This window comes from Vibrio penaeicida (assembly GCF_019977755.1).
Taxonomy (GTDB): Bacteria; Pseudomonadota; Gammaproteobacteria; order Enterobacterales; family Vibrionaceae; genus Vibrio; species Vibrio penaeicida.
In genome coordinates this window covers 4,015,684-4,028,184 of sequence record NZ_AP025144.1, presented here as the reverse complement: position 1 = coordinate 4,028,184, position 12,501 = coordinate 4,015,684, and the positions used below count along the sequence as shown (strand labels likewise).

9 protein-coding genes, 2 tRNA genes and 1 rRNA gene are annotated in these 12,501 nt (G+C 45.5%); 10 read left to right on the top strand and 2 right to left on the bottom strand.

Translation table 11 applies throughout. From position 1 onward, the window contains the following. The first annotated feature begins 139 nt into the window (after positions 1-139). On the top strand, positions 140-1,120 hold the full coding sequence (locus tag LDO37_RS17975) for a TauD/TfdA family dioxygenase (protein WP_126609981.1): 981 nt from the start codon (positions 140-142) through the stop codon (positions 1,118-1,120). A 77-nt stretch (positions 1,121-1,197) separates the two neighbouring features. On the opposite strand, the gene gppA is transcribed toward LDO37_RS17975, so the two are convergent. Together gppA and rhlB are read right to left on the bottom strand one after the other, a co-directional pair. Further along, entirely contained in the window at positions 1,198-2,691 is a 1,494-nt protein-coding gene (gene gppA / locus LDO37_RS17970) for a guanosine-5'-triphosphate,3'-diphosphate diphosphatase (RefSeq protein ID WP_126609980.1), read from the bottom strand. A gap of 18 nt (positions 2,692-2,709) precedes the next feature. Further along, on the bottom strand, positions 2,710-4,011 hold the full coding sequence (gene rhlB, locus LDO37_RS17965; protein ID WP_126609979.1) for an ATP-dependent RNA helicase RhlB: 1,302 nt from the start codon (positions 4,009-4,011) through the stop codon (positions 2,710-2,712). 112 nt (positions 4,012-4,123) lie between these two features. On the opposite strand from rhlB, the gene trxA reads away from it, so the two are divergent. From trxA to LDO37_RS17920, 9 genes are all read left to right on the top strand, one after another. Further along, positions 4,124-4,450 carry a thioredoxin TrxA gene (trxA, locus tag LDO37_RS17960; RefSeq protein ID WP_126609978.1) on the top strand — a complete coding sequence of 109 codons (327 nt, stop codon included), beginning with the start codon at positions 4,124-4,126 and terminating at the stop codon, positions 4,448-4,450. Positions 4,451-4,655: 205 nt separating this feature from the next. Continuing rightward, complete coding sequence (gene rho / locus LDO37_RS17955) at positions 4,656-5,915, top strand: transcription termination factor Rho (RefSeq protein WP_101111407.1); 1,260 nt, start codon at positions 4,656-4,658, stop codon at positions 5,913-5,915. Between the two features lie 108 nt (positions 5,916-6,023). Next, positions 6,024-7,025 (top strand): hypothetical protein, encoded by a 1,002-nt coding sequence (locus LDO37_RS17950; RefSeq protein ID WP_126609977.1) that lies wholly within the window; start codon positions 6,024-6,026, stop codon positions 7,023-7,025. A 121-nt stretch (positions 7,026-7,146) separates the two neighbouring features. After that, positions 7,147-9,009, top strand: a complete 1,863-nt coding sequence (gene ubiD, locus LDO37_RS17945; RefSeq protein WP_126609976.1) for a 4-hydroxy-3-polyprenylbenzoate decarboxylase — start codon at positions 7,147-7,149, stop codon at positions 9,007-9,009. Further along, positions 9,006-9,278 carry a 2Fe-2S iron-sulfur cluster-binding protein gene (locus LDO37_RS17940; protein ID WP_004399134.1) on the top strand — a complete coding sequence of 91 codons (273 nt, stop codon included), beginning with the start codon at positions 9,006-9,008 and terminating at the stop codon, positions 9,276-9,278. Before ubiD ends, LDO37_RS17940 begins: the two co-directional genes overlap by 4 nt. A gap of 9 nt (positions 9,279-9,287) precedes the next feature. After that, a complete protein-coding gene (fre, locus tag LDO37_RS17935; protein WP_126609975.1) occupies positions 9,288-10,001 on the top strand; it encodes an NAD(P)H-flavin reductase in 714 nt (237 codons plus the stop codon). 528 nt (positions 10,002-10,529) lie between these two features. Then, a 16S ribosomal RNA gene (locus tag LDO37_RS17930) occupies positions 10,530-12,062 on the top strand. 66 nt (positions 12,063-12,128) lie between these two features. Then, a tRNA-Ile gene (locus LDO37_RS17925) sits at positions 12,129-12,205 on the top strand. A gap of 37 nt (positions 12,206-12,242) precedes the next feature. Then, positions 12,243-12,318, top strand: a tRNA-Ala gene (locus LDO37_RS17920). The last annotated feature ends 183 nt before the right edge of the window (positions 12,319-12,501 follow it).

Genomic DNA, 12,501 nt, shown 5'->3' with positions numbered 1-12,501 from the left:
TAATTCTGAAAATACGATATGGCATATATCGTATTTCGTGATCAGGATGTAAATTCATTCACAATTGATTTACATTTATATTGGGTGTGATAGGGTGGTGATAATTCATTCACTATTGATTTATTTATTGGAGAGAAGAATGACTTTGAATATTGGAAATATACCGGAGCAAAAAAGCGTTAATGGGCGCGCGTTTCCTTTGGTTATTCTTCCACCTGATGATGCTGTCGCTTTAGAGCCTACCGCCATGTTGAATTGGTTTTCTGGTGTAAAAGAAGCGGTTCACGAAAAATTGATTACGCACGGCGCAATACTATTACGAGGGTTTCCGGTGCAGGATGCTGATTTGTTTGAGCAGCTTCTGAATCATTCAGACTATGAAAACATGCCTTATATTGGTGGGGCAGCGCCTCGCGTTCAGGTCACACAATCACGTATTGTGACGGCTAATGAAGCCCCAGCGACCGAAAAAATACCATTTCATCATGAAATGGCACAAACTCCGAATCCACCTGGGTACATTTTCTTCTACTGCGATATCCCTTCAGAAACTGGTGGTTCGACGTCCATCCTTCACTCTTCTGAAATTTGCCAACGCTTTTTTGATATTGCACCTGAGTTTGCAGCAAAAATCGAGCAAGAGGGCGTTCGATATGTGCGTTACATGCCAGAGGTAACCGATAACTCATCTCCTATTGGACGTTCATGGAAAGAAACTTTTCATGTAGAAACACGCGAGGAATGCGAAGCGAAGTTGCGTGAACATGAAATGAACTGGCAATGGGGAGAAAAAGGCGTACTGAAAACAGAAACCTCTGTTTTACCCGCGATTCGATTTGATGAAGAAACGCAGGAGAAAACGTTCTTCAATTCTATTGTTGCCGTGTTTGACGGCTGGAATGATAGCCGAAATGTTTCAACCAAGGCGGTGACCAGTGGCAGTGGAGCACTAATGGACGCAGAAGTCATGGAGAAAACCAAATCTGCCATGGATGAGCTCAGTGTTAACTTTCGTTGGGAAGCTGGGGATGTGTTGTTAGTTAACAATTACACCGTTTTGCATGCAAGGCAGCCTTTTACCGGAAAGCGACGCATACTGGCTTCCGTAGCAATTAAGTAAGGTTGCGTTTACCAAAAAAAAGCCTCGCATCATGCGAGGCTTGGACATTTCAATAGGCTCTAGTGAAACAAGCTCAACTAGCACGCTTTGATTGCAAGCGGCCACCCCATATCAGATTGTCTATTCGATTCAATCTCTAGCTCAGCCTTGGTAAGGGGGTTGCTCTCCAACCATTGTTTGTCTACACACAGCTCGAGCCTGTCACCCTCTGCATTCAACGTGACTTTTGGTTGAAGTTCGGAGCATCGCCTGTGCGTCAGCAATACGGCTAACCTGAGTAATCTCAGTACTCGTTTGGCACTTTGACCCGACAATGCATGCTGTCCTGGTAAAGAGCTTACTTGCTCTCTGTATCGTCTGGCGAGTTCAGCCAATAAGTGTTTCTGTGCGCGGGTGAAACCCGGTAAGTCTAAGTGCTGTAGTAAGTACGCACTATGCTTTCCACCGCATTTGTAATCGATAGTCAGCCCAACCTCATGAAGCTTCGCAACAGAAGATAATAGATAGTGAGCTTGTGGTTCAGCAATCCAATCTTCGCCACCACATTGCTTGAAGAGCTGGCTTGCTGAATCAGCGACTAATTCGCCATATTCGGAATCAAGTTGGTAGCGAGACTGTATGCTGGCAATGGTTCTGGCTCGAATGTCGTCTTGACGCATTTCTGCCATCATTTCGTACACCATGCCTTCGCGAAGTGCGCCTCCGGCGAGGGTCATCGACTCTATCTCTAGAAGCTCAAAAATCGCGATCAAAATGGAAAGACCACTTGGGAATACCAATGCTCGTTCCAGTGTTAGACCATCAATATCCAGCTCTTCTAAATGATCCGCCAACATGGCTTGCTTCTGTAGGCGTTTTAATTTGGCATGGGTGATCACTTCATCCATGCCTTGTGCCAGCATGATTTCTTGAAGTGCCTGCACGGTACCGCTCGCTCCGACACATACATCCCAGCCGATGTCTTTATACTGCTCTAGAATCGGTGCTAGGGTGTTTTTTGCGGCTTCAATAGCGGTATTGAAATTGGTTATGGTTAATTGTCGGTCTTTAAAATGCTGTTCAAGCCAAGTTACACAACCCATTTTCAAGCTGGTGAGTGCTTTTGCATCAAATCCTTCACCAATAATCAATTCCGTACTAGCACCACCAATATCAACAACCAATCGGCGACCTAGACCGCCTGAAGTATGAGCTACCCCTTTATAGATAGTGGCAGCTTCTTCTTCACCGGCAATGACATTGATGTCGTAGCCTAAAATATCATTCGCCTTTTCTAAGAAAACATCCACATTTGTTGCGGTGCGCAATGTCGCGGTTCCAACGATGCGAATGTTCTCTGGCGATATATCTTGCAGCCTTTCTGCAAATAAGCTGAGGCAATCCCACCCTCGCTGCATGGCTTCAGTGCTAAGTTTATTATCCTTATCTAACCCAGCGGCCAAACGCACTTTGCGTTTGATTTTGGCCATGATTTGAACGCTGCCATCGATATGACGCACAACGAGCATATGAAAACTGTTCGACCCGAGGTCGATAGCAGCGTAAAGCGGCGAAGTAGCTGACTGACTCATAAATATTTGCTGTGTTCCTTAAGACTGATGACGAGGTGCTCTTGGGCGCGAATGGCGCTTGCGGTTACCGCCGTGTTTGTTTCCACCAGTGTTGGTGCGACGCTGCTGCATTTGTTTGTGACGCAGGCGAAGCGGAGCCGGTAGATGTTCAAGTAATGCGCTAGCATCGTAATCGGACACAGGGATCGGGTGCTCGATGTAGTCCTCGATCGCAGTCAGGTTGATGGCGTACTCTTCACATGCAAAGCTAATTGAGTGACCACTTTCACCCGCACGACCAGTACGACCAATTCGGTGTACGTAATCTTCGCAATCGTCCGGCAAGTCGTAGTTAAAGACGTGCGTCACTTGAGGAATGTGCAATCCACGCGCAGCAACATCGGTAGCAATCAGTAGATCAACATGACCTTGAGTGAATTGTTCTAAAATACGTTCACGTTTCTTCTGTGGTACATCACCTGTTAGCAAACCTACGCGATGCCCATCAGCGGCTAGGTGACCCCAAATGGATTCGCACTTGTACTTGGTATTGGCAAATACAATTGCACGATCTGGCCACTCTTCTTCTATTAGTGTCTGCAGAAGCGTCATTTTGTCTTCATTCGACGGATAGAAAAGTTCTTCTTGAATACGGTGACCGGTTTTTCTTTCTGGTTCTACGACGACATGCTCTGGGTTGTGCATGTGCTCGAAAGCCAGTTCTTGTACGCGGTAAGACAAGGTTGCCGAGAACAGCATGTTCAGCCTGTCTTTCGGCTCAGGCATACGGCGGAATAAGAAACGGATGTCTTTAATAAAACCGAGGTCAAACATACGATCGGCTTCATCAAGAACAACCGCTTGGATGTTATTTAGATTGAAAACACGTTGTTTGTAGAAATCGATGATACGACCGGTGGTACCGATAAGAATATCAACACCTTGTTCAATAGTCGCCAATTGTTTGTCGTAGCTTTCGCCACCGTAAGCCAGTGCGATTTTAACGCCAGTCGACTCCATCAAGGGCTTCGCGTCGTTGTGGATCTGAATCGCAAGCTCTCGAGTTGGTGCCATCACAATCGCACGTGGTTGCGATGGATTGCGACCTTCGTGTTCAGGCGTTGTCAGTAAATGGTTGAAAGTAGCAGTAAGAAACGCGAGGGTCTTACCAGTGCCCGTTTGGGCCTGGCCTGCAATGTCTTGGCCGGTGAGCAGTACCGGCAACGCCAAGGCTTGAATAGGGGTACAAAATTCGAACCCTTTTTTCTCAAGCCCTTCAATGATTTGGGGGTGTAAATCCAAATCGGCGAACTTTTGCTCTGTGATATGCGTCTTTTTCATGGGTATAGAATATCAGCTTAAGCTTGCATTACGAAAGTAAATACATTCCAATAGGGCATCTATTTACTGGTTATCATCCAACCAGTTCCTGAAAAACACAACGGAGTGGAAGATGAGTGACAAGATTTTGCAGCTTACAGATGACGGTTTTGAACAAGATGTAATCCAAGCTGCAGGTCCAGTTCTGGTAGATTTCTGGGCAGAATGGTGTGGTCCTTGTAAAATGATTGCTCCAATTTTGGACGAGATCGCAGACGAGTACGAAGGCAAGCTCACTATCGGTAAGCTAAACATCGATCAAAACTCGGGTACGCCACCAAAGTTTGGTATCCGCGGTATCCCAACACTACTTCTATTTAAAGATGGCAGTGTTGCAGCGACGAAAGTTGGCGCACTTTCTAAGACTCAACTGAAAGAGTTCCTAGACGCTAATATTTAATAGCGAATGCAAACTTAGTCATAAAACCGTGCTCCACATCTAGATGCACGGTTTTGATTTTTTTTAATGGCTAGACTAGGCTTGATTTTAGTGCTAATTTGTCGCACGCTAATTAAACAAATGTTCATTTCTTGGTCGATCCTGTGACCAAATCTCTCTAACTAACACAACAGATCCTATTTTGACTAAACAAGTATCCACTACTATGAACCTGACAGAACTGAAGAACAGACCTGTGTCTGAGCTCGTGAAACTAGGTGAAAGCCTGGGTTTAGAAAACCTAGCGCGTTTAAGAAAACAAGACATTATATTTTCCATCTTAAAGGCTCACGCAAAAAGTGGTGAAGATATCTTTGGTGATGGGGTTCTGGAAATTCTTCAAGATGGGTTTGGTTTCTTACGTAGTGCCGACAGTTCTTATCTAGCTGGTCCAGACGATATCTACGTATCACCAAGCCAGATTCGTCGATTTAATTTACGCACTGGTGACTCCATTGCAGGGAAGATTCGACCACCTAAAGACGGTGAACGCTATTTTGCCCTTCTAAAAGTCAACACAGTCAACCACGACAAACCAGACAACGCTCGCAACAAGATCCTTTTCGAAAACCTTACTCCTCTTCATGCCAACGAACGTATGGTCATGGAGCGCGGTAATGGTTCGACCGAAGACATCACTGCACGTGTTTTGGATTTAGCCTCACCAATCGGTAAAGGTCAACGTGGTCTTATCGTTGCTCCGCCAAAAGCGGGTAAAACGATGCTTCTTCAGAACATTGCACAAAGCATTGCGCACAATCACCCAGAATGTGAACTGATGGTTCTTCTGATTGATGAGCGTCCGGAAGAGGTAACAGAGATGCAACGCCTAGTAAAAGGTGAAGTGATTGCATCCACGTTTGATGAACCTGCTTCTCGCCATGTTCAGGTCGCTGAAATGGTTATCGAAAAAGCTAAACGCTTAGTAGAGCACAAGAAAAACGTAGTCATCCTTTTGGATTCCATTACACGTCTAGCACGTGCATACAACACCGTAGTGCCTTCGTCAGGTAAAGTCCTGACTGGTGGTGTAGACGCGAATGCATTGCACCGTCCAAAGCGTTTCTTTGGTGCAGCACGTAACGTAGAAGAAGGTGGTAGCCTGACTATCATTGCTACAGCGCTAGTGGATACGGGTTCTAAGATGGACGAAGTTATCTACGAAGAATTTAAAGGTACAGGTAACATGGAATTACACCTGAACCGTAAGATCGCTGAGAAGCGTGTTTTCCCTGCAATAGACTTTAATCGCAGTGGTACTCGTCGTGAAGAGCTTCTAACGAAAACTGATGAGCTTCAAAAAATGTGGATTCTCCGCAAGATTGTTCACCCAATGGGTGAAATCGATGCAATGGAGTTCCTTATCGATAAATTGGCAATGACCAAAACAAACGATGAGTTCTTCGACGCGATGCGTCGACAGTAAAATACGTTAATATTGTTTAACAAAACACCACCGACTCAGGTGGTGTTTTTGTTTGCGTCTAATTCATAATGGTTGCAAAATAGACGAAATCGTTAACAGGATGTTAATATGCAACAAGGGATGTTGGCATGGTTTATATCTTTACTTCTATTGTTTTCTCCATTGTCAGCAAAAGAGCTGTCACATGAGGAAGCCCAGCAGTGGGTTTTAGACCAGCAAGTTCTGAATAAAGCCGATGAGCTTTATCAGTTAGTTTTGAAAGATGAAGTCAGCTCTTTGGATTTTTCTTTGCAAAGGCTTAGTCTGCCTCAGCAAGATGTTGTGCGTTTTCTGTTATTAGAGCATATGGAAGACCAAGACATTATTCTCACATCCAAGATGGCTAAGTTTGTTCAAAAACAAATTGGCCGCCCTTCGCCATATAAAGTGCGTAAGCAAGGCGAAGGCTATGAATTCTCTGTTCCCGCGTTTGACTCCAGTGCTGTCGCCAGCCGCTTACTGAAGCGTTGGCATAGCGACCAACAAATTTTGACCTTTATCCTTAAAGCAGAGCAACTGGACCTGGTTTTGTCTCAGTGGTTAACGGATGAGGAGAGTAAGAAAAATAAAGAAAGAGAAGCGTTGTTGATCCGTGAATTAGACGGTTTATCTCCTAAGGCTCTGGACTACCTTATAAAGCAAATCACACAAAACCCCATCACCAATTGGCTTCCTTCGACCCAAGTAGTCGTTCGTATGGCTCAAGTTAGCGAGGATCCAGAAGTCTATAAGTTGCTATGGCGCATGAAAGCGGATAGTCACAGTAAGTCAGAATTGAAGCGATTGGCCAAAATTAAAAGCGAGTTTTCACTTCAGCAACTCATGCTTGCGAGTGATAATCCATCACTGCATGATGCTGCGTTGGATGAGTTGACACGCTTAGACCCCATTCCATTGGAAGTAAAAACTTTTCTGATTAAGAAGCTTAAGCAGTCAAACGATGCTTCTATTGTCGCTCGCAACCTTGTTAAGCACGGACACAGGGGATGGGTTGAGCAATTGGCTGAAAATCATCGAGGCTTGAACACCAAATCTTTGCTTCAAGTGCTCTCGAGAACAAAAGACAAATAGAATTGCTCTTAGATTCCGCCATTCACGTATCTATCCCTGCCGAGAGTTTATCGGTAACGAGAGTATATTGCATTTGTCTTTGATATAATGCGCGCAATTTAACCTGTTACAAGAAAGGTCTATGAGTTTTAAGGATTTACGCGATTTTATTGAACACCTTGAAAATGAAGGCTTATTAAAACGCATTACCCACCCAGTTGACCCACATTACGAAATGACCGAGATCAGCGATCGTACTTTGCGCGCTGGTGGTCCTGCCTTATTGTTTGAAAACCCGATTGGTTATGATGTTCCAGTATTAGCGAACTTGTTTGGTACGACCGAGCGAGTGGCAATAGGAATGGGGCGCGGTGACGTATCAGAATTACGAGAAGTTGGGAAACTACTGGCTTACTTGAAAGAACCAGAACCGCCTAAAGGATTTAAAGATGCCCTAGACAAGCTCCCAGTCTTTCGACAAGTCTTGAATATGCCAGCAAAGCGTTTGCGAAAAGCACCTTGTCAGCAAATTGTGTGGTCTGGTGAGCAAGTCGATTTAGACAAAATCCCGGTGATGAGCTGTTGGGCTGAAGACGTTGCACCACTCCTCACTTGGGGGTTAACGGTTACGAAAGGTCCGAGCAAAAAGCGGCAGAACCTTGGAATTTACCGTCAACAAAAGCTGAGTAAGAACAAAGTTATCATGCGTTGGCTCGCCCATCGTGGTGGAGCTCTCGATTTACGTGATTGGATGGAAACGAACCCGGGTAAACCTTTCCCCGTGTCGGTTGCATTTGGTGCTGATCCTGCAACCATTCTTGGCGCTGTGACTCCTGTACCTGATACTTTATCTGAATATGCCTTTGCTGGTTTACTTCGAGGTAGCAAAACCGAAGTCGTAAAATCGGTCAGTAACGAGCTTGAAGTACCAGCCAGTGCAGAAATTGTATTGGAAGGGTATATAGACCCAAATGAATATGCCGACGAAGGCCCTTATGGTGACCACACAGGCTACTATAATGAAGTGGAGAAACACCACGTCTTTACGGTAACTCATGTGACGATGCGCGAAAACCCCATCTACCACAGTACATACACAGGTCGTCCGCCAGATGAACCCGCAGTATTAGGGGTTGCGTTGAACGAAGTGTTCGTACCTATTTTGCAAAAGCAGTTCCCAGAGATTACGGATTTCTATCTGCCACCCGAAGGCTGTTCTTATCGAATGGCCGTCGTGTCGATGAAGAAGCAATACCCAGGACATGCCAAGCGAGTCATGATGGGAGTTTGGTCCTTCCTTCGTCAATTCATGTATACCAAATTTGTCATCGTAGTTGATGAAAGTGTAAATACTCGTGATTGGAGTGAAGTGGTTCGTGCCATGACAACGCAGATGGATCCTGTTCACGATACTGTCATGATAGAAAACACACCGATAGACTCATTGGATTTTGCTTCTCCAGTGGTTGGGCTTGGGTCAAAAATGGGATTGGATTCCACCATCAAATGGGAAGCTGAACTGTCGGTTTCATCAAAACCGAAAGAAACCATGCCTGAGGCGGAAGTCGTCGATAAGTTAGTGTCTCAGTTCAAACAAAAACATCCAGAGCTGATTGATCTGCATTTGCCTGAAGCCGCAAATGGTAGAAGCATGGCAATTGTGAGCATCAACAAAACGGAAGCCTGGCAAGGTCACCGTTTGATGAACGCACTATGGGAAGAGTTTGAGGCGCATATCCATCTTCAATACATCATCATTTGCGATGAAGATGTGAATGTCAGAGATTGGAATGATGTTATATGGGCAATTACCACGCGTATGGACCCAGCTCGTGACACGCTGATGAAGCAAGAAGCCAATCTTCCAACGACCCAAATGGGGTTAGATGCTACCAATAAAGTCGAAAGAGAAGAGACGCAGCGTGAATGGGGTCGACCAATTAAGAAAGATCCTGCGGTAGTCGCAAAAATTGATGAGATTTGGGATCAACTAGGAATAGAATGACTCAAACTGTCACCATAATGCCCCAGCAATGGGTATTTGAAGTTTCTACTGGGCAAACAATACTGGAAGCAGCGCTCAACAATAATTATCGCTTCCCGCATCGTTGTACAGTAGGCGCATGTGCCATGTGTATGTGCAGAAAATTAGAAGGGGAAGTCAGCTATCACCTTGAGCCTATGCTTACGGAAAAAGAAATAGCTCACGGTTGGATCTTCCCATGTCAGGCATACGCCGAAAGTGATTTACTGCTCACGTTTGAAAGTGAGTAAGAGGAAACCATGACAATTAAATGCCAAGTAAAGTCCATTGAGCCTTTGGCGTGCAACACATACCAAATTTTATTGCACCCAGAAACACCAGTCAGCTTTAAAGCAGGTCAGTACCTGTTGGTTGAAATGGGTGAAAAAGACAAACGCCCATTTTCAATCGCAAGTAGCCCTTGCCGCCATGAAGGAGAGCTCGAACTGCATATCGGTGCTGCGGAGCACAACGCTTATGCAAGTGAAGTTGTCGAAGCAATGCAAAAAGCACTGGAAGACGGCAGCGAGATCGCAATAGATGCACCACATGGTGATGCGTGGGTACGTGAAGAGAGTACTAACGATCTGTTACTGATAGCTGGTGGAACTGGATTTAGCTATGTGCGCTCTATACTTGACCATTGCGTTAGTCAAAAATTGAATAACACCATCCACCTATATTGGGGTGCGAAAGATGAATGCCAGCTCTATGCTAAAGAAGAGTTGGTTGAAATCGCAAATGTTCACAGCAATGTTCACTTCGTTCCTGTAGTAGAAGAAGCAGATGCAAATTGGTCTGGTAAGTTAGGCAATGTGCTTCAAGCGGTAGAAGAAGACTTTAATAGTTTAGAGAATGTAGATATCTACATTGCAGGTCGTTTTGAAATGGCCGGCGCAGCAAGAGAGCAATTTACTCAATCTAAACAAGCTAAGCGAGATCAGATGTACGCTGACGCGTATGCATTTATCTAATTAGTAGAGATAAATGAAAGAAAAAGAGGGTTTTTTAACCCTCTTTTTTCGTTTTTGATGGATTCTTCATCGAAAACGCATTTTTTTCGATTTTTTATCAAAAAGGTCTTGCGCACTTTATTAATCTCCCTATAATGCCGCCTCACTGACACGGCAGACGCCACAAGGCTTCAGCAGTGTTAGAGAGGTGAAAAACTTCTGAGAAAATAAATTTGAAAAAGTGTTTGACTCTTCAAATTATCTCGCTAGAATGCACCTCCGCTTCGAGAGAAAAACTTCTCGAAAAGCAACGCTCTTTAACAATATAGACCTATCAATCTGTGTGGGCACTCGTTGATGATAATCCAAATAGATACTTCGGTATCAATTTAGGTTTCAATGAACTGAGTGACCAATACGAATAATGACTTTCTTTATAGAAACGAGTTATTTGGCACAGTCAATTCATTATCGTTCTGTTGGAACGATAATAGCTTTAAATTACATACGTAGTTTGAAGTCAGTATTCATTGAGCCGAACAAAATCTTAAATTGAAGAGTTTGATCATGGCTCAGATTGAACGCTGGCGGCATACTTAACACATGCAAGTCGAGCGGAAACGAGAATAGCTTGCTATTCGGCGTCGAGCGGCGGACGGGTGAGTAATGCCTGGGAAATTGCCCTGATGTGGGGGATAACCATTGGAAACGATGGCTAATACCGCATAACGCCTTCGAGTAAAAGAGGGGGACCTTCGGCATCTCGCGTCAGGATATGCCCAGGTGGGATTAGCTAGTTGGTGAGGTAAAGGCTCACCAAGGCGACGATCCCTAGCTGGTCTGAGAGGATGATCAGCCACACTGGAACTGAGACACGGTCCAGACTCCTACGGGAGGCAGCAGTGGGGAATATTGCACAATGGGCGCAAGCCTGATGCAGCCATGCCGCGTGTATGAAGAAGGCCTTCGGGTTGTAAAGTACTTTCAGCAGTGAGGAAGGGTGTGAAGTTAATAGCTTCATATCTTGACGTTAGCTGCAGAAGAAGCACCGGCTAACTCCGTGCCAGCAGCCGCGGTAATACGGAGGGTGCGAGCGTTAATCGGAATTACTGGGCGTAAAGCGCATGCAGGTGGTTTGTTAAGTCAGATGTGAAAGCCGGGCTCAACCTCGGAACCGCATTTGAAACTGGCAGGCTAGAGTACTGTAGAGGGGGTAGAATTTCAGGTGTAGCGGTGAAATGCGTAGAGATCTGAAGGAATACCAGTGGCGAAGGCGGTACCTGGACAGATACTGACACTCAGATGCGAAAGCGTGGGGAGCAAACAGGATTAGATACCCTGGTAGTCCACGCCGTAAACGATGTCTACTTGGAGGTTGTGGTACTTGAGCCGTGGCTTTCGGAGCTAACGCGTTAAGTAGACCGCCTGGGGAGTACGGTCGCAAGATTAAAACTCAAATGAATTGACGGGCCGCACAAGCGGTGGAGCATGTGGTTTAATTCGATGCAACGCGAAGAACCTTACCTACTCTTGACATCCAGAGAACTTAGCAGAGATGTTTTGGTGCCTTCGGGAACTCTGAGACAGGTGCTGCATGGCTGTCGTCAGCTCGTGTTGTGAAATGTTGGGTTAAGTCCCGCAACGAGCGCAACCCTTATCCTTGTTTGCCAGCACGTAATGGTGGGAACTCCAGGGAGACTGCCGGTGATAAACCGGAGGAAGGTGGGGACGACGTCAAGTCATCATACTCTTACGAGTAGGGCTACACACGTGCTACAATGGCGCATACAGAGGGCGTACAACCAGCGATGGTGAGCGAATCCCAAAAAGTGCGTCGTAGTCCGGATTGGAGTCTGCAACTCGACTCCATGAAGTCGGAATCGCTAGTAATCGTGGATCAGAATGCCACGGTGAATACGTTCCCGGGCCTTGTACACACCGCCCGTCACACCATGGGAGTGGGCTGCAAAAGAAGTAGGTAGTTTAACCTTCGGGGGGACGCTTACCACTTTGTGGTTCATGACTGGGGTGAAGTCGTAACAAGGTAGCCCTAGGGGAACCTGGGGCTGGATCACCTCCTTATACGATGATTGTCGCGATGAGTACCCACACAGATTGATACGGTTTATAACAGTTAAGAGTAATGTTGGGTCTGTAGCTCAGCTGGTTAGAGCGCTCGCCTGATAAGCGGGAGGTCGGTGGTTCAAGTCCACTCAGACCCACCAATCTTGCCAAAAGCAAGATTCCAGCAACATTATTGATGGGGCTATAGCTCAGCTGGGAGAGCGCCTGCCTTGCACGCAGGAGGTCAGCAGTTCGATCCTGCTTAGCTCCACCATCTTTAAGTATTTTCTTAATACAGAATATTTAGAAATGGTTCTTAACGAATCACGCTCTTTAACAATTTGGAAAGCTGACGAATAACAACAATCCCCTTATCTTCGGATAAGCGTTGTTATTCAAATTAAAAGTTCTCAAATCCTAGATGACTTGTTCATTTAGGTACCAACACACATTCAAG